At 70.3% G+C, this 16,752-nt stretch carries 22 protein-coding genes and 3 tRNA genes; 5 read left to right on the top strand and 20 right to left on the bottom strand.

Annotated elements, in window-relative coordinates; all coding sequences use genetic code 11:
• Positions 1-860: 860 nt before the first annotated feature.
• Both PHZ_RS12025 and PHZ_RS12030 read right to left on the bottom strand, forming a co-directional pair.
• A tRNA-His gene (locus PHZ_RS12025) sits at positions 861-937 on the bottom strand.
• Between the two features lie 52 nt (positions 938-989).
• Positions 990-1,748, bottom strand: a complete 759-nt coding sequence (locus PHZ_RS12030) for a LytTR family DNA-binding domain-containing protein (protein WP_012522740.1) — start codon at positions 1,746-1,748, stop codon at positions 990-992.
• A 159-nt stretch (positions 1,749-1,907) separates the two neighbouring features.
• Here PHZ_RS12030 and PHZ_RS12035 point away from each other — a divergent pair, with 159 nt between their 5' ends.
• Positions 1,908-3,062: an acyltransferase family protein gene (locus PHZ_RS12035; RefSeq protein ID WP_012522741.1), complete on the top strand. Its 1,155-nt coding sequence runs from the start codon at positions 1,908-1,910 to the stop codon at positions 3,060-3,062.
• Positions 3,063-3,123: 61 nt separating this feature from the next.
• Here PHZ_RS12035 and PHZ_RS12040 read toward each other — a convergent pair whose 3' ends face one another.
• The 15 genes from PHZ_RS12040 to PHZ_RS23115 form a co-directional block, all read right to left on the bottom strand.
• Positions 3,124-3,834, bottom strand: a complete 711-nt coding sequence (locus tag PHZ_RS12040; protein WP_012522742.1) for an energy transducer TonB — start codon at positions 3,832-3,834, stop codon at positions 3,124-3,126.
• Positions 3,835-3,844: 10 nt separating this feature from the next.
• Positions 3,845-4,279, bottom strand: coding sequence for a biopolymer transporter ExbD (locus PHZ_RS12045; protein ID WP_012522743.1), 435 nt, complete (start codon positions 4,277-4,279; stop codon positions 3,845-3,847).
• Positions 4,280-4,284: 5 nt separating this feature from the next.
• Positions 4,285-5,190 (bottom strand): tonB-system energizer ExbB, encoded by a 906-nt coding sequence (exbB, locus tag PHZ_RS12050; protein WP_012522744.1) that lies wholly within the window; start codon positions 5,188-5,190, stop codon positions 4,285-4,287.
• A 464-nt stretch (positions 5,191-5,654) separates the two neighbouring features.
• Positions 5,655-5,730: transfer RNA gene (locus PHZ_RS12055), tRNA-Phe, on the bottom strand.
• A gap of 85 nt (positions 5,731-5,815) precedes the next feature.
• Entirely contained in the window at positions 5,816-5,986 is a 171-nt protein-coding gene (locus tag PHZ_RS12060) for a DNA gyrase inhibitor YacG (protein WP_041373474.1), read from the bottom strand.
• Entirely contained in the window at positions 5,983-7,023 is a 1,041-nt protein-coding gene (locus tag PHZ_RS12065) for a ribonuclease E/G (RefSeq protein ID WP_041373475.1), read from the bottom strand. The genes PHZ_RS12060 and PHZ_RS12065 overlap by 4 nt, the downstream gene beginning before the upstream one ends.
• Positions 7,020-7,607 (bottom strand): Maf family protein, encoded by a 588-nt coding sequence (locus PHZ_RS12070; protein WP_012522746.1) that lies wholly within the window; start codon positions 7,605-7,607, stop codon positions 7,020-7,022. Before PHZ_RS12070 ends, PHZ_RS12065 begins: the two co-directional genes overlap by 4 nt.
• A 20-nt stretch (positions 7,608-7,627) precedes the next feature.
• A complete protein-coding gene (infA, locus tag PHZ_RS12075; RefSeq protein WP_012522747.1) occupies positions 7,628-7,846 on the bottom strand; it encodes a translation initiation factor IF-1 in 219 nt (72 codons plus the stop codon).
• Between the two features lie 108 nt (positions 7,847-7,954).
• On the bottom strand, positions 7,955-8,413 hold the full coding sequence (locus PHZ_RS12080; protein ID WP_012522748.1) for an arsenate-mycothiol transferase ArsC: 459 nt from the start codon (positions 8,411-8,413) through the stop codon (positions 7,955-7,957).
• 8 nt (positions 8,414-8,421) lie between these two features.
• Entirely contained in the window at positions 8,422-8,901 is a 480-nt protein-coding gene (locus PHZ_RS12085; RefSeq protein ID WP_012522749.1) for a UPF0262 family protein, read from the bottom strand.
• A 141-nt stretch (positions 8,902-9,042) separates the two neighbouring features.
• On the bottom strand, positions 9,043-9,621 hold the full coding sequence (locus tag PHZ_RS12090) for an SH3 domain-containing protein (RefSeq protein WP_012522750.1): 579 nt from the start codon (positions 9,619-9,621) through the stop codon (positions 9,043-9,045).
• Positions 9,622-9,728: 107 nt separating this feature from the next.
• Positions 9,729-11,018 (bottom strand): histidinol dehydrogenase, encoded by a 1,290-nt coding sequence (hisD, locus tag PHZ_RS12095; protein WP_012522751.1) that lies wholly within the window; start codon positions 11,016-11,018, stop codon positions 9,729-9,731.
• Positions 11,019-11,061: 43 nt separating this feature from the next.
• Positions 11,062-11,487, bottom strand: coding sequence for a DUF2948 family protein (locus tag PHZ_RS12100; RefSeq protein ID WP_148216852.1), 426 nt, complete (start codon positions 11,485-11,487; stop codon positions 11,062-11,064).
• 5 nt (positions 11,488-11,492) lie between these two features.
• Positions 11,493-12,785, bottom strand: a complete 1,293-nt coding sequence (gene murA, locus PHZ_RS12105) for a UDP-N-acetylglucosamine 1-carboxyvinyltransferase (protein WP_041373476.1) — start codon at positions 12,783-12,785, stop codon at positions 11,493-11,495.
• An 88-nt stretch (positions 12,786-12,873) separates the two neighbouring features.
• Positions 12,874-13,020: a hypothetical protein gene (locus tag PHZ_RS23115; RefSeq protein WP_187149072.1), complete on the bottom strand. Its 147-nt coding sequence runs from the start codon at positions 13,018-13,020 to the stop codon at positions 12,874-12,876.
• A 97-nt stretch (positions 13,021-13,117) separates the two neighbouring features.
• Between PHZ_RS23115 and PHZ_RS12115 the strand changes: the two genes are divergently transcribed.
• The 3 genes from PHZ_RS12115 (at position 13,118) to PHZ_RS12125 (ending at position 15,115) form a co-directional block, all read left to right on the top strand.
• Positions 13,118-13,192, top strand: a tRNA-Thr gene (locus PHZ_RS12115).
• 94 nt (positions 13,193-13,286) lie between these two features.
• Positions 13,287-14,414: an MBL fold metallo-hydrolase gene (locus tag PHZ_RS12120; protein ID WP_012522754.1), complete on the top strand. Its 1,128-nt coding sequence runs from the start codon at positions 13,287-13,289 to the stop codon at positions 14,412-14,414.
• 155 nt (positions 14,415-14,569) lie between these two features.
• Positions 14,570-15,115, top strand: a complete 546-nt coding sequence (locus PHZ_RS12125) for a DUF2239 family protein (protein ID WP_012522755.1) — start codon at positions 14,570-14,572, stop codon at positions 15,113-15,115.
• Here the strand turns inward: PHZ_RS12125 and PHZ_RS12130 are convergent.
• On the bottom strand, positions 15,112-15,300 hold the full coding sequence (locus PHZ_RS12130) for a hypothetical protein (protein ID WP_041374159.1): 189 nt from the start codon (positions 15,298-15,300) through the stop codon (positions 15,112-15,114). The genes PHZ_RS12125 and PHZ_RS12130 overlap by 4 nt on opposite strands.
• 55 nt (positions 15,301-15,355) lie before the next feature.
• On the opposite strand from PHZ_RS12130, the gene PHZ_RS12135 reads away from it, so the two are divergent.
• Positions 15,356-15,643 carry a hypothetical protein gene (locus PHZ_RS12135; protein WP_148216853.1) on the top strand — a complete coding sequence of 96 codons (288 nt, stop codon included), beginning with the start codon at positions 15,356-15,358 and terminating at the stop codon, positions 15,641-15,643.
• Positions 15,644-15,800: 157 nt separating this feature from the next.
• On the opposite strand, the gene PHZ_RS12140 is transcribed toward PHZ_RS12135, so the two are convergent.
• Entirely contained in the window at positions 15,801-16,184 is a 384-nt protein-coding gene (locus PHZ_RS12140) for a BlaI/MecI/CopY family transcriptional regulator (protein ID WP_012522756.1), read from the bottom strand.
• Positions 16,185-16,187: 3 nt separating this feature from the next.
• Positions 16,188-16,676: a MotA/TolQ/ExbB proton channel family protein gene (locus PHZ_RS12145; RefSeq protein ID WP_012522757.1), complete on the bottom strand. Its 489-nt coding sequence runs from the start codon at positions 16,674-16,676 to the stop codon at positions 16,188-16,190.
• Positions 16,677-16,752: the final 76 nt, after the last annotated feature.

The raw sequence follows: 16,752 nt of genomic DNA on the forward strand, positions 1-16,752 counted from the left end.
TGGGCCAAGCGGGGCTATCGGGCCGCCAATCTGCGCCTGCAGGTGCTCAAGAACGTCCTGAAGCCCTGCCTGGTGTCCGGCCTCCTGGAGAAGGATCCGTTCCCGCTGGTTGGCCAGGTGCGGCGGCCGCGCGCGCTCAGGGAACCGCACCTCATCTGGTCGGACGAGATGTTCGAGGTCGTCGCCCAAGCCGCGCTGGACGCCGGCAAGCCTGGCCTGGCCCGCGCGCTCGCCATCGCCCGCTACGTCGGCGCCCGGCGGGGCGACCTCGTGGCCATCCCGAGGACCGCGCGCCAGAACGGACGGTTCCGGTTCATGTCGGGCAAGCGGCGCGTGCGGGTGGATGTCGCGGAGGACCCCCAGCTGACCCGTTGGCTGGAGCGGACGCCCGACGCCCCAGAACAGCGGCCCCGCCGCGGCCGAAAGGTCCCGCCTGGCGCGGAACCGGCGGCGACCACGACGATCGTCTACAACGTCGCCGGCCGCCCCTACACGGAGGACGGCCTTGCCCTCGAGCTGCGCAAGCTGCTGGCGCGGCTCCATGCGCAGGGGCGGATCGACAGCGACCGCTACGACCTGCATGGCCTGCGCCACACCTGCGGGGTGGAGCTCGCCCTGGCCGGCTGCAGTGACGCGGAAGGGGCCGCGATGATGGGTCACGGCAGTCCGTCGAGCTTTGTTCAGTACCGCCGGCAGGCCGATCGCGTCCGTCTCGCCGACGCCGCGGCGACTCGTGTCGCGGCGCTGCGGGAACAACGTTCGAACAAAAAGTGCAACGGCGAGTGCAACAAAAGTGCAACGAGGCCGACTTGGAACGAAAAAGGACCGGGAAATTTCCCAGTCCCTTCAAGGCCTTACGATGGTACCGCCTCTCCGGATCGAACGGAGGACCTCCAGAGCCACAATCTGGCGCTCTAACCAACTGAGCTAAGGCGGCGCATCGCGAGGGCATGCTTCTAGTCGCGCGCAGCCCCCCAATCAAGCGCCCGTCAACGATCGAGCAACGGACGGCGGTAGCGCCGCGAGCCCGCGAGCTCCCGGCCGTCGGCCAGCCGGACGGTGAAGTCGCCCGAGGGCTTGGAGGCGATCTCCGCCACGGCGTCGCGGCGCACGAGCCGTGAGCGGTGGATCCGGACGAAGCCCGCGTCCGCGAGCTGGCGCTCCAGCTGGGTCAGCGAGGCGCGGTGCAGCACCGGCCCGGCCTGGCGGTTCAGCTCGACGTAGTTGCCGGCCGCCTCGACCCAGAGAACGTCTGACAGCGCGACGAAGCGCCGGCGGGCGCCGTCGCGGACCTCCAGCACTTCCGGTGGCGCGCGCCCCGCCTCCTTCCGCTGCCCCAGCGCCGTCCAACCGACATAGAGCGCGACCAGCACCGCGTAGACCGGCAGGTCCTGGCGCAGCTCGTAGGGCCAGTCGCGGAGCGGCAGCAGCGGGTCGTAGGCGTCGCCCAACCCCCGGTAGATCACGCCCCGCAGCGCGCCCATCCCCAGCACGTGCAGCAGCGACATCGCCAGCAGCGTCGCCGCATGGATCCCCAGCCACCGCAGCGGAGGCGCCGTCAGCGGCCAGGCCCGCCGGGTCACCCAGAGCACCGCCGGCAGCAGGGCCAGGAGCACGACGACGCTCGTGCCCTCCCAGACCGCCGGCTCCCAGGCCGGGATCGGGCGGCCGATCCGCTCGCGTTCGTCCAGGACGTTGAGCGTGTTGAAGACCGCCACGGTCAGGGCGATCGCCGCCGCAGCGGCCATGAACAGGAGATCGCGTCCACCGCTCGTCACGCGGGGGGCGCCGTTCGTCACTTGAGGCGACGAGGCCGTCACCGGCGGTCCGCCGCTCGTCCCGCGGCCGTGGACGCCCCGGACCGGCCCGCCGGAAGCTCGCCCGCACCTGTCAACCGGAGCTTGTCCATGGCCTCATCCGACGCCCGTCGCCACGACCTCGACGCCCTGCGGGTCGGCGCATTCCTGCTGCTGATTCTCTACCACCTCGGCATGTTCTACGTGCCCTGGGGCTGGCACGTGAAGAGCGCCCACATAATCCCCGAGCTCGAGCCGCTGATGGGCCTGCTCAATCCGTGGCGGCTCAGCCTGCTGTTCGTGATCTCGGGCGCGGCGACCCGCTTCATGATGGAGAAGGTTTCGCCCGGCCCGTTGGCGCGCCAGCGCTCGCAGCGGCTGCTCGTCCCCCTGCTGTTCGGAATGCTGGTGGTGGTGGCGCCGCAGAGCTGGGCCGAGGTGGTCGAGAAGAACGGCTATGCCGGCGGCTTCCTCGATTTCTGGCCACGCTACCTCTCGTTCGACCAGAGCTTCGGCATCATCCTGCCGACCTACAATCACCTCTGGTTCGTGGCCTACCTGTGGCTCTACACCATGGCCGCGCTGGCGGCGGCGCCTCTGCTCGGGCTGGCGGACCGCTGGGCCGGACGGTTCCTGACGGGCCCCGGACTGTTCGTGCTGCCTGCGCTCGCCTTCGGCCTTTTCCGCGCGACGGCCGGCCGGGCGTGGGGCGAGACCCACATCATCTGGGCCGACGGCTACGCCCACCTGCAGTACGGCGCCTCCTTCATCATCGGCCTGCTCCTCGCGCGGCAGGATCGCGCGTGGGATCTGCTGCAGCGGGTCCGCGCGCGGACGGCGCTTGCCGCAGCCGCCTTCGCCGCGACCGGCATCGCCCTTGCCCTGCTCTGGAACGTCGAGAACCTGCCCGGCTGGCCGGGCGCGGCCTTCGCCTTCCTGCGGGAGGCCTACGCCTGGGCCGTCATGTGCGCGCTGTTCGGCTACGCCCGCCGCTACATCCGTCGCGGCTCGCCGCTGCTCACCACCCTGAACGAGGCGGTGTTCCCCTTCTACATCGTCCACCAGACGGCGATCGTGCTGGCCGGACACCTGCTGACGCCCCGGGGCCTCCCGGCGGCGGCTGAAGCGGCTGCGATCCTGGCGGCCACGGTGGCGAGCTGTGTGGGGACCTACGCCCTCGCGCGCGCCGTCCCGGCGCTACGGCTTCCGCTGGGGCTCAAGCCCCTGCCCCGCGCGCCACGAACCGCCCCGGCGGCCGCGGAATAGCGGACAAAGAAAAAGCCCCGGCCGCTTTCGCGACCGGGGCTCTTCATTCGAGGGGTCAGCCTCAGCCTCTCGGGAGGGTGAAGCGGATCGGGATCCGCACCGTGCCCCCGTCGACGGGCTGGCCGTCCTTGGTCTGCGGCCGCATCTTGAAGAGGCGGCTCATGCGCATCGCGGCGTCGCCGAAGCCCATGTCGGCCGGGGACTCCGCGGTGACCGAGCAGCCCTCCAGCGTGCCGCGGGCCGTGACCCGGCAGCTGATGGTGGCGCTGCCTTCAACCTCCATCCGCATGGCCCGGTCCGGATAGTACCGGGCCAGGTCCTCGCCAGAGGGACGACGCTGCCAGTCGGGATTGGTGATCACCGACGGACGCGGCGGCTCGGGCGGCGGAGCGCGCGGAGGCTCGGGCGTCTCGATCCGGCGCTCGACCGGCGGAACCGGCAGAGGCGGGATGCTCGGGACGTCCGGCACCGCGACCGGCGGCCTGGGCTGCAGCTTCGGCGGCGGCGGCGGCGGCGTGTTCGGCGGCGGCGGCGGCGGAGGCGGCGGCGGCGGCGGCGGAACGGGCTTGATGATAGCCACGTCCGTCACCTCGTCCGAGTACTCCTTGTACTTGGGCTCGAAGCGCGTCTTCCAGAGGTAGACGCCGAGCGCCGCGTGAACCGCGATCGACAACGCGATGGCGACCGTGATGCCCTTGCTGCGCTTGGGCTTGGGGTCGTCGAACGGGTTGTGCCGGACGTGGACGGCTTCGTTCGGTGATGTCTCAGCCATGCTTCACCACCTACTGCTCTTCACCGACGAGAGCCACGCTGTAGAACCCGTTGTCCTGCAGCATGTTCATCACGCCCATGAAGTCACCGTACATCACGTCCTTGTCGGCCCGGATGAAGATGCGTTCCTTGGTCGGGTTCCGCGTCCCGCCCAGCTGCTGACGGAGATCATCGCCCAGGGTCGACAGGTCGGTCCTGAAGTCCTGGATGAAGATGCTGCCGTTCGACTGGATCGAGATGTAGACCGGCTTCGGCGGATTCACGCCCGGCGGTGCGACGGCGGGCGGCAAGGCCACCTTGACCGTCACGGCCGCCATGGGCGCGGCCACCATGAAGATGATCAGAAGAACCAGCATCACGTCCACGAAAGGCGTGACATTGATGTCGGCGTTCTGATCTTCCTGATAGCGGTCCGCCCCCCCGGAACTCGAGAGTTTGGCGGCCATCTAGCTTAGGCTCCCTTGTCGAGCTGGCGCGAGATCGCGTTCATCAGTTCGGCGACGAAACCCTCGGTGCGGGCGCCGTAGGCCGAGATGCGGGTCTGGAAGTAGTTGTAGAAGATAACCGACGGGATGGCGGCGAAGAGGCCCAGACCGGTGGCCAGCAGAGCCTCGGCGATGCCGGGCGCCACGACGGCCAGGTTGGTCGTGTTGGTGTTCGCGATGCCGATGAACGAGTTCATGATCCCGTAGACGGTGCCGAACAGACCGATGAACGGACCGTTGGAGCCGACCGAGGCCAGGAACTGCATGCCGCCCGAGAGGCGACGGCCGAGCGAGGCCTGAACCGCGCCGACAGCGGCCTGAGCGCGCATCAGGGTGGTTTCGCGGTGGTCGCCGGTGATCGACAGGCCGGCCTGACGGCTCAGCTCGACTTCCTGGGCGGCCGCGGCGGCCATGTCGGCCAGCGGGTTGCCGTCGAACTCTTCCGACATCGCGATGCGGTTCATGTCGTTGATCGACTTCGCGCCGCGGAAGTTCTCGAGGAAGCTGTCGGTGACGCGATTCAGCGAGCGGAACTCGAGGATCTTCGTCAGCAGGATGGTCCAGGTGAACACCGAGGCCAGGGCCAGGCCGATCATGATGACCTTAACGACCGGGTCGGCGTCCATGAACATCGTGCCGACGTTCAGCTTGCCGGCGTGCTTCATGGTCGGCGGTTCAGCGCTTTCGCCAGCGGCCGGAGCGGCGGCGTCAGCGGCGGGAGCCGCGGCAGCGTCGGCCGGAGCCGCAGCAGCGTCGGCAGCGGCGGGCGCAGCGGGGGCCGCAGCCTCCTGAGCGAACGCCGGCGCGCTCGCCATCAGCGCAACGGCGCCGACGAGAGCGAGGAAGGGAGTCTTCAGTTTGTTGTCGAGCATCTGTCGCCAGTTCCTGGTTGGTCTAGCACGATTGGCCGGAGGGTCGTCGCGCGAGAGCGTCTCCACCCTAGTTGAACATGCCCGGAGCCCCGAGGCGCATGCGCGCTTCAGGACGCCAGAGCCGCTGTCGCTGCGCCCGACCCGGAACGCGTACTCCCAACTAGGCGTGGGAATTGGCGTTACGAAGGCGGGCGACTTCGAACTCCCCGCGAGGAAACCGAAGTCTTACCGCTTTGTTAGACGTGCGGCTCGGGTCCTTTGGCAACCCCTTATCGAAGCGTCAAGGGGCAGAAGCTTGCGCGGAAGCGCGAAATTATTGTGTCAGGCGACCGGATTGTGCGCTGCACACCAGGCGACCTTCGAACGCCTGCGCTTTCACCATCGCAAATGGCCTTTCCTTGCTGCAGCGCAACAAGTGAAGGAACCTGGGTCCGGGAACGGGGTGTTCGGGAGACCGGCGGGGGTGGTGCCTGGGGGCGGATTCGAACCACCGACACGCGGATTTTCAATCCGCTGCTCTACCAACTGAGCTACCCAGGCTTAAGGCCGCCCGCGCGGGAGCCGCGTCTATAGAAGAGCCGCTTCGGCATGTCCAGCGAGCCCGCGCGGGAGATTTTCGCAGCCGCTAGTCGTCAGCCCGGTCCTTGTCCCGGGCGCTCTCGTCTTCCTCCGCAGGAACGGCGTACACGCCGGCCAACCAGCGCTGGAGATCGACGTCGGCGCACCGCCGCGAACAGAACGGGCGATACGCCGGGTCCGTCGGCTTGCCGCAGATGGGGCATCCCGCCTTGCTCATGCCCGCCGCACCTCGAACCTGTCGCGAGGCCTGCCCGCTTCGGCGGCGATCGAGAACCGCGCACCCATCGCCTCCGCCAGACGGACCAGCAGCGGCTGGGCGCCGGCGGCCACGTCCGGCGAGCAGAGCCCGGTGAAGCGTCCGCCGCGGTCCGCCTCCCCTTCCCGCTGCAGCTCGCGGATCAGCCGCTGGGCCAGCGTCCGGTCCGAGAGCGCGCCGTCGTCGCGGCAGAGCAGTTCGGCGGTCGGCCGTTGCCGGCGCGGAAGCGATATCTCCATCGTGCCGAACCGGCCGACCGGACCGATGGCGACGCCGGGATTGTCCGGTCCAAAGGCCGCACGGGCAGCTGTCATCAGCGCATTTCCGTCGTGGCCGCGCCCGACCAGATCGATCACCACGATCCCGCCCAGCCCCTTCAGCCGCAGCAGCCGGGCGGCCTCGGCCAGGGCGGCGAGGTTCGCCTGGCGCGTCACCCGTTTGGCGTCGGCGCCCTTGCGCTCGCCCAGGTCCACGTCGATCGCCGTGAGGGCGCGGGTCGGCTCGATGGCCAGCGCGCCGCCGCCCGGCAGCGGATGCAGCACCTCAAGCGCCTGGGCCTCGGCCTCGTCGGCCATGTCACGCGCCTCACGTCCCTCGACGAGTTCGGCGTCGCGCGCATGCGCGCGAAGATACTGCGCCGGCTCGGGCGCCGGCTGCAGCAGCCGCGCCGGCCCCTCGGCCGGTCCGATCAGGCGCGCGATGGCCAGCTTGCCGCGACGCGGCTCGCTGCGGATCTCGATCTCCACGAACCCGCCCCGCGCCGGCCGCGCGTCTGGCTTGAAAGGCAGGATGGCCGAGGCGCCGGCGCCGAGGTCGAGAAAGGCGGTGGCGAGCGCAGGCTCGACGGTCTCCACCCGGGCGGCGAGGCGAGCGCCCAGCAGCAGGCGGCCGTCGTCGCCGTCACGCCGGATCACCAGGCGTTCGGGACGCCCGTCCAGCGTCACCACGCCCCGGGTCTCCCCGACGCCGCGATCGAGATAGGCGACACGCGTGCTCATGGCAGCTTGTATCCGAGGCCGGTCAGAAGGTTCGCGGTCTCGTAGAGCGGCAGGCCGACCACCCCCGAATAGGATCCCTGCAGGTCGATGACGTAGGCGCCCGCCCGGCCCTGGATCGCGTAGCCGCCCGCCTTGCCGAGCCCCTCGCCCGACCGGATGTAGGCGGCGATCTCGGCCGGCGAGAGTCGCTTGAAACGGACACGGCTCTCCACCAGCCGGCTCACGGCCCGTCCGTCGGGGGCCGCCACGGCGATACCGGTGAGCACCCGGTGCGCGCGCCCGGACAGCAGCGCAAGGCACTCGGCCTCTTCGGCTTCGTCTTCCACCTTGGGCAACACGCGGCGGCCGACCGCCACGACCGTGTCGGCGGCCAGGACATGGGCGCCCGGATGCCGGGCGGCCACGCGCGCAGCCTTCTCGGCCGCGAGCCGCGCAGCGAGATGGCGCGGGAGTTCCTTGGGTCGGGGGGATTCGTCCAGCTCGGCGGCGTCTATGGCGTCTGGCTCCACGCCGATCTGGCGCAGGAGATCAAGCCGCCTAGGGCTTGCGGAAGCCAGGACGAGGCGCTGCGGCGTCGGCGGCAAGGCGTCGTCCCTGGCCTGGCTCAGCGGACGCGGAAGGTGATACGGCCCTTGGTCAGGTCGTACGGCGTCATCTCCACCAGCACCTTGTCTCCGGCCGAGACCCGGATGCGGTTCTTGCGCATCTTGCCGGCGGTGTGGGCGATGATCTCGTGGTCGTTCTCGAGCTTCACGCGGAACGTCGCGTTGGGCAGCACTTCACTGACGACGCCCGGAAACTCGAGCAGCTCTTCCTTGGCCATGCAGGCTCCTGATCGAGATAAAACGACGGCTCGCGCCTCGGGGCCGCGAGCCGGATTCTCCACAGCGAATATAACGCATCCGAAGGCGGCAGGTCGATGGTTCTGAGTTCAACGCCGGAACCGCTCGGCGATTCGCGCGGCCAGCGCATCCCGGACCTGGCGATAGGCCTCCAGCCGGCTCTCGCGGGAGCCCTCGGCCAGGGTGGGGTCGAACGTGGGCCAGTACTCGATCTCGGAGGCCCGCCCCCGCGCCATCTCGACCGCCCGGTGTTGCGCCTCCGGCGTCAGGGAGATGACGAGATCGAACGAGTCGTCGTCGAGCTCGTCGAAGGTCTTGGCGCGATGCTCCGCCAGGTCCAGGCCCACCTCGCGCATCACCTCGGCCGCCAGGGGATCGACCCCGCCGTCGTCCTCGTTCCCGGGGGGCCTCAGCCCGCAGCTGTCGACGAAGACCCTGTCGCCCAGCAGGCGCTTGAGCAGCGCCTCGGCCATGGGCGAACGGACCCGATTGAGATTGCAGGCGAAGAGGACCGCATCGGGCAGCCGCGCCTCCGGATCGGACGTCATCGGGCCGGTCAACCCCGCCAATGCAGCGCGCAGATCAGCGTGAACAGCCGCCGCGCCGTGTCGAGATCGGTCTCGATCTTGCCCTTGAGCCGGGTCTGCAGCAGTTCCGAGGCCTCGTTGTGGAGACCCCGCCGGCCCATGTCCAAGGCCTCGATCTGCGCGGGCGTAGAGTTGCGGATCGCCTGGTAGTAGCTCTCGCAGATCATGAAGTAGTCGCGGATCAGCCCGCGGAACGGCGACAGCGACAGGATGTGCCGCCGCTCGTAGCCGGGGCCCCTGACGTCCAGCACCAGCCGGTTCTCCACCAGCCCCATGCGCAGGTCGTACGGACCGTGCTCCGCGCCCTCGGGCGCGAAGTAGTTGTCCTCCAGTAGGTCGAAGATCGCGATCTGGCGCTCCTGCTCCTGGTCGCGCGAGACCGCAGCGAGCGACTCCTCGTCGAGCTCGACACTCTGCAATCGGTGTTTCTGTCGCGCGTCGTCGGCCATGTCGTCCGGGGCGGAGGATGCGCGTCGAGCTTTATTGCAAACGAGGGGGCGCCGTCATCCCGCACCTGCGAGGGTAAAGGCCAGATACGAAAAAACGCCCGGCGCGGGAGCGCCGGGCGTCGCTTGTCTCTAGTCGGTGGCTCAGTAGCCGTAGGCGTACCGGCGACCCTCGGGCCGGACGAAGTCGTTGCGGACGTAGCCCACGCCGACGCCGTCATGGCCCACCAGAATCCAGTCCGTTCCGCGAACCTCGGCCAGCGCCTCGAACCGCTCGCCGGCCCGCAGGCGGCCCACCCGCGCCGAACCGGTCGTGGGCGCAGCCCGCAGGTTCACGCCCGTGGTCGCCACGAACGTCCCGCCGATCTTGCTGTAGCGGGCAGGCGCGATGTCCGACGAGAGGCGGTAGCCGTCCCGCTTGTAGGTCGAGCCGTAGCGGGCTTCGACCCGGTCCTTCTGCAGTTCGCATCCGATCGCCGAGCCGGCGGCTGCGCCGGCGCCCGCGCCGACCACCGTCTCGAGACCGGGCTGGCGGCCGCCCACCTTGTTGCCGATGAGGCCGCCGACGACGGCGCCGAGCACGGCCCCGACCTCCTGCTTTCCGCCCGGAGCCGAGCAGCCGGTCACGCCGGCGTTGGCGCTCGTCGCGCCGCCGAAGGCCAGGGCGCCGGCGAGCATCGCAGCGGCCATGCCGCCGCCGAAGGTCTTGGTCGAATTGCGCATGGTCATCTCCGTCCTTCGCGTGATCCGATTTCGCGACGGTAGGGAGCTTGGCCTGAACGGGTCCGGAGCCCGTTCGACAGGAATTGTTCAGCTTTCCGAACGGGCGTTCAGCCGCCCGGCGGCTCCAGGCGGATGGAGGCGGACCGGGCATGGGCCGGCAGCCCCTCGGCCTCGGCCAGGGCGATGGTGGCGGGCGCGAGGGCGGCGAAGGCCGCGGGGTCGCACTTCACGAACGAGGTGCGCTTGAGGAAGTCGAAGAGGGAAAGGCCAGAGGAAAACCGCGCCGCCCGGCTGGTCGGCAGGACGTGGTTCGATCCGGCGACATAGTCGCCCACGGCCTCCGGCGCATGCCGGCCGAGGAAGATCGCCCCGGCGTGCCGGACGCGATCGGCCAGCCGCTCGGGCGCCTCCACGGCGAACTCCACGTGTTCGGGGGCGATGAAATCGACCAGGCCCGGAGCCTCGTCCAGCGGCGCCATGACGATCGCGCCGTGATCGCGCCACGAGGCGGCGGCGTCCTCGCCGGTGGCGAGGGTCGCGAGTTGCGCCTCGACCGCCCTGACCACCCGCTCGGCGAAGGCGGCGTCGTCGGTGATCAGGATGGATTGGGCGGCGGGGTCGTGTTCGGCCTGGGACAGCAGGTCGGCTGCGATCCAGTCCGGGTCGTTCGCACCGTCCGCGACGACGACGATTTCGGAAGGGCCGGCGAGCGCGTCGATGCCCACGACGCCGTAGACCCGCCGCTTGGCCGCGGTCACGAAGGCGTTGCCGGGCCCGACGATCTTATCGACCGGCCGGATGGGGCCCGCGCCATAGGCCAGCGCCGCCACGGCCTGGGCGCCGCCCACCCGCCAGATCTCGGTCACGCCGGCGGCCTGCGCCGCGGCGAGCACCGCAGGCTGCAGCCGGCCGGGCGGCGTCACCATGGCGATCCGGCCGACGCCGGCCGCAGCCGCCGGGACGGCGTTCATCAGCACGGTCGAGGGATAGGCCGCCCTCCCCCCGGGGACATAGATCCCTACGGCGTCGAGCGGCGTCCAACGCCAGCCGAGCTCCACGCCCGCCTCGTCGGTGAACCGCTGGTCCGCCGGTCGCTGCCGCTCGTGATAGGCGCGGATTCGGGCCGCAGCGAAGGCGATCGCCTCGCGAACCTCCGCAGGACATGCCGCCGCGCCTTCGGCGATCTCGGCCGCCGAGACGCGTATGGTTTCCTCGGTGACGTCGACGCGGTCGAAGTCGCGCGTGAAACGCAGTAGGGCGTCCAGCCCCTCGCTCCGCACGGCCGCCAGCACGTCCCTTACGACCGCGTCCACGTCCTCGGGCGTATCGCGGCGCTCGGCGACGAACGCGGCGAAAGCCTCTTGGAAGCCCGGGTCTGTGAAGGCGAAACGGCGCATGGCGCGCCTCTTTAACGGCGCGAGCGGCGGAACGCTACGCCGCTTAGGATTCGTGCGCGGGCGTGCGCGGCGTGGGCCAGGGCTGCGAGACGTCCGCCAGCACGGCGTCCACACACTCCACTTCGGCCCTGAGGTCGCCGCCCCCGGCGAAGCTGAGCATGACGATCCCGCCCGGCTCCTCGCCCGGCTCGAAGGTCAGGGCCAGGAGTTCGATCACGGCGTCCGGCCTGTCGCGACGGACGTTGCGCGCCTGCACCTTCAGCACGCCGCCCAACTGCAGGGCCGAGCGGACCCGCTGCCGGGTCCCCGCCTCCCAGCGGAACCGGTTGAAGGCGACGGTCAGCTGGCGCGCCCTGGGCTCGTAGCGGATGTCCCCAACCTTCCCGACCGCGTCTTGGAGCGCGGCGGACAGCACCGCCAGATCGTCGGCGTCCTGCGCCAGAAGTCTCAGGGGGCCGGTCTCGCCCATGCGTCTCAGTCCTCCTCGCCCGTTCCGTCGCCCTTGATGCGGCGGATCTGCGCCCCGCACGCGCCAAGCTTCTCTTCCAGGCGCTCGAAACCGCGGTCGAGGTGGTAAACGCGGTTGACGACCGTTTCGCCTCGGGCCGCAAGGCCGGCGATCACCAGGCTCACCGACGCGCGCAGGTCCGTGGCCATCACCTGGGCGCCTTCGAGAGCCTCGACGCCCCGCACGCGCGCCTCGCCGCCATGGACGGTGATGTCGGCGCCGAGCCGTCGCAGCTCGGGCGCATGCATGAACCGGTTCTCGAAGATGGTCTCCTTGATGACGCTTTCGCCTTCGGCCAGCGTCATCAGCGCCATGAACTGCGCCTGCAAGTCCGTGGCGAAGCCCGGATAGGGATCGGTCTCCACGTCCACGGCCTTCAGCCGTCCGCCGTTCCGCTTCACGGTCAGCCCGTCGTTGTGGGCCGTCACCTCGACGCCGGCCTCGACCATCTTGTCGACCAGCGCCTGAATGAAGTCGCTCCGGGTGCGGGTCAGGCGCACCTCGCCGCCGGCCATCGCCGCCGCCAGCGCATAGGTGCCGGTCTCGATTCGGTCGGCGAGCACCGCGTGCGTCGCTCCCGACAACCGCGCGACGCCTTCGATCTGGATCACCGAGGTGCCCGCGCCGGAAACCTTGGCCCCCATCTTGTTGAGGCAGTCGGCGAGATCCTCGATCTCGGGCTCGCACGCCGCGTTGCGGATCTCGGTATCGCCTTTAGCCAGCACCGCCGCGAGCAGTGTGTGCTCCGTGGCGCCCACGGATACGAAGGGAAACTCGATCTCGGCGCCCCTAAGCCCGCGGGGGGCCTGGGCGTAGACATAGCCTTCGTGCAGGTCGATCCGAGCGCCGAGCGCCTCGAGCGCCTGCAAGTGCAGATCCACCGGCCGCGCGCCGATCGTGCATCCGCCGGGTAGCGACACCTTGGCCTGCCCCGAGCGCGCCAAAAGCGGCCCCAGCACGTTGAACGAGGCCCGCATCTGGCGGACCAGGTCGTAGGGCGCGAACCCACTGACGATCTCGCGGGTCGTGAGCAGGGTCTCGGATCCCTCCGGCCCGTCGGACTCCACGACCTCGGCGCCGAGCCTCTGCAGCAGCTTGCCCAGAAACCGCGTGTCGGCGAGCCTCGGCATGTTGGTCAGCCGCAGCGGCTCCTCGGTGAGGAGACTCGCCGCCATCAGCTTGATCGCGGAGTTCTTGGCGCCGCTGATCGGGATCTCCCCCTTCAGCCGCGCGCCGCCGACAATGGCGATGCGGTCCAATCGCAATCCTTTGCAGCACGTGGGGCCGCGCGGAGCCGCGGACGCCTTTCGCGATATCTAACGTGCGCGCCGGCTGGCGCAATGGCCGTCAGTCGACGTCCGGTGCGGGCGGGTCAGCGGGTTTGGGCGCGCGGGCCGGCGCCTTCCGGCGGCGCAGATTCGCCCGCAGCGCCGCGGCAAGCTTCGCCTCCTTGGGGTCGGCCGGGGCCGTCCGTCCCTTGTCGTTGCGATCCATGCGCCACGGGTGCGGCGAGGCGTCCCGTCCGTCAAGCGGCTTGGCTTTCGATTGGGGCTTCACGAGCCGCGCTTCGCCCGCTATAGCGCCCGCCTTCGCCGCCGTAGCTCAGTGGTAGAGCGCATCCTTGGTAAGGCTGAGGTCGGCAGTTCAATCCTGCCCGGCGGCACCACGTCTCCCCGGCCCTTGAGGGTCGGGGAGACGCCAACTCCCCCGTTAAATCGATTTCACTCGCCTCATCCGCACACCCATGGCTCGGTGTGGCGATGAGTCTTTCCCGTCTCACATCGGCGGCGATCTTCATCGCCCTCCTGGCTGGCCGGGCGCACGCACTGGAGCAGCCGGCGAACGACGCGGGTCCTGCGGGGTACCGTCAGGAGCTGACGGCCGTCGCCGACGGCGTCTGGGTGCTGGCCCAGCCACGCTTCCTCGTGCAGCCGGCCGGCAATGTGACGATCGTGGAGCAGGCCGACGGCGTGGTCTTAGTGGACGCCGGCGGATCGCCCGGCGCGGCCCGCCGGCTCGTGGCGGAAATCCGCCGCCTTACGCCAAAGCCGGTCAAGGCGGTGATCATCACCCATTGGCATGGCGACCACCCACAGGGCCTGGAGGTCATCCTCTCCGCCTGGCCGCAGGCGCGGACGATCTCGACGGCCGCGACTCGCGCCCACCTTTCCGATCCCAAGACGATGAACACGCCTGGCGCGCCCGACGCCAAGGCCGACGCCGACCTTCGTGAGCGAACCGACGGCTTCGCCGCCTACTGCCTGGACATGGCCGCCAAGGCCAAGACGCTTGAGGAGAAGGCCGGCTGGGAGGAGAGCGCCGCGCTTTTCGGGGCCTATGCCGATGATATGGCCGGCGCTGTCACGATCGCTCCGGCGGAAGGCTTCATTGACCGGCTCGTCATCCCGGATTCCGAGCGACCAGTGGAAGTGCGCTTCCTGGGCCGTGCGAACACTGACGGCGACGCCGTGGCCTGGCTTCCACGCCAGGGGGTCCTCGTCGCCGGCGACGTAGTGGTGGCCCCGATACCGTTCGGCTTCGGCAGCTACCCGGGAGATTGGCTTCAAGTCCTGCGCCAAGTCCGCGACCTGTCCTTCCGGGTGCTCGTCCCCGGACACGGGCCGCCGCAGCGGGACAGAGCCTACATCGACCGTCTCGCGGCGGCGATCGAGGACATCCGCGCGCAGGTCGCGCCTCTCGCTGCCGAGGGACTCAGCCTGGAAGATGCGCGGCGGCGGCTGGACCTCTCGGCCCAGACGCACAGCTTCGCCGGGGACGATCCGTGGCTGCGCCGCTGGTTCGAAGCCTACTGGATCACACCCATCGTCGCCTCGGCCTATAGGGAGGCCAGAGGCGAGCCGATCGCACAGAGCCTCAAGGGCGAGTAGTCCGCGCGACCGTTGTGAACGGGCGCGAAGACCAGCTCTGACCCGATCAAGGCGACAAGAGCACATACACCTGCGATGGATGCACCCAACGGAGCGCCGCCAGATTCACCCGGAGGAAATTGACGTCTTCGAGCGAACAGGCGCCTATCCGGCGAATGTCCTTCACCGCATTCAGGGGCGTGCGCTGCATCGCGACCGGCGATTTGGCGCAAGTCTCGCTGGCGATCGAGGCCGCGGACCCGCACGCCGGCGATCTCCTGCTCTTCGACGATCGCACCGGCCGCGCAGTCGATGTTGACCCGAGGACTGGACGGCCGGCCGCGACTGACTCGCCCGATGCTCCGACGCGGCCCAGCCGCGGCCGCCCGAAGCTCGGAGTCGTCGCCCGGGAGGTCACGCTCCTGCCCCGCCATTGGGAGTGGCTCGCCGGCCAGCCCGGCGGCGCCTCGGCCGCCCTGCGCCGCCTGGTCGAGGACGCCTCCCGGAGCAGCCGCGGCGCCGACCGCGCCCGCGCCGCCCAGGAGGCGGTCCATCGGGTGATGACGACCCTTGCCGGAGACCTGCCGGGCTACGAGGAGGCCCTGCGCTCGCTCTACGCCCGCGACGATGCGGGATTCGACGCGCTCGTCGGCGCCTGGCCGGAGGACGTCGCCGCCTATCTCCGGCGTCTTGCGCAGGCCGAGCGACAGGCGCGGACCTAGCGACGGCTCCGCGCCGCCGCCTCCAGCGCATGCTCGGCCTGGTGCGTCTCGACCGCCAGCCGGCGGGCGGCGTCGCAGGCGACGATCTCGGCCCCGCGACGGGCGAAGCCGACCTCCAGGTCAGCGAGCGTCGGCGCCTCGGGCAGCCGGTGGAGTTCGCAGGGCCGGGTCGCCTCCGGCGGCATCGCCAACTGGGGCGCAGCCGGCAAGGCCGGGGTTCGCGTCGCACAGCCGCTCATCGTGAGCGCGCAGGCGAGCAGCGCGCCCGGGATCAAGGGGTTCATCGGCGTCCTCCGATTGATGGGCGTCTCGGGCGAGCTCGGCCACGGCGCGGTCCGCCGCCGTCCGCTGGCGGACCACGATCTCGGCGCGCTGGGCGCTTTCTCGCTCCCCGCGGGTCTCGACTTCAGCGACCGCCGCCGCCGCACGGGCGGCGGCGGCCTTGGACCGCTCGCCGGCCGCTCCTTCGATCCGGCCCTTCCAGTAGGCGCCGGTGACAAGGAGGATCAGCAATCCTGCCGCCACTAGGGCCGCTGTCAGTCGCAAGCTCATGGCATAAGTCCTGGGGCGTAGCCTCCGCCGGGCTTCCGCGTCAGCACCTGCCGGCGCAGCCGCGGGTCGAACGAGATGTGAACCCAAAAACGCGCGGGAATGTCAAGAACAAAATGCGAACAAACGTCCAGCCTCATTCCCCCTCCTCGGCGTCGAGATCGTCCAGCAGCCGCCGCAGACGGGCCCGGTCTTCGGACGACAGCGTGGTCGTGCGGGTGAAGTGCGCCACCAGCGGCGCCACCTGGCCGCCGAACAGGCGGTCCAGCAGCCCCTGACTCTCGGCCGTGACGTAGGCCTCGCGGCTGACGCGGGGGGCGTAGACCACCCGCGCACCGGTCCGTTCCGAGGCGGCGGCGCCCTTCTTGATCAGCCGGGCGATCAGGGTGCGCACCGTGGCCTCGCCCCATCCCTGGCCCGGCGCCACCTCGGCGACGATCTCCTCGGCGCCCAGCGGCCCGCGGGCCCAGAGCGCCTCCATGATCACGCTCTCGGCCGCCGATATGCGGGGCGGGGCCATGGCTCAGGCCGCCGCGCGCCGGATCCTGGCCTCCAGGTGCCGTTCGCAGACGACGGCGACCGTGGAGGCGAGCAGTCCCAGCATCACCGCTAGGCAGGCCTCGGCGAAGCCGGGGGCCAGGACCGTCAGGCTGGGCGCGGGGCGCACGTTGGCCACGCCGATGAAGCTCCACAGCAGGATGAAGCTGGCCGTCAGCACGCCCAGCATCACGCCGCCCGAGCGGATGATCCTCAGCCAGCCCATCGCCCCGGCCAGGGCCGGAGCGTCCGCCTGCCCCACCTTGCGCAGGCTCATCGCCCAGATGATCAGCGAGGCGGCCGCCCCCGCGATCAGCAGGACCATCGCCGTCTTCACTTCCACCGAGGCGTCGGCGAACACGTCCCCGAACGTCAGCCGTTCGGCCGCCGGAACCACCGTGTAGCCGTCCTGAGCCCTCGCCACGGCGGGGACCGCCGCCGTCGCAGCCAGCAGCGCCAGTACCTTGGATCGCATCGAAACCTCCCGTTTTTACGTATGTAGAAACGTCAAGCTACAGACGTAAAACCGGAAGTCAACTCCGTTGGCCAGG

The sequence above is a fragment of the Phenylobacterium zucineum HLK1 genome (genome assembly GCF_000017265.1).
Lineage (GTDB): Bacteria > Pseudomonadota > Alphaproteobacteria > Caulobacterales > Caulobacteraceae > Phenylobacterium > Phenylobacterium zucineum.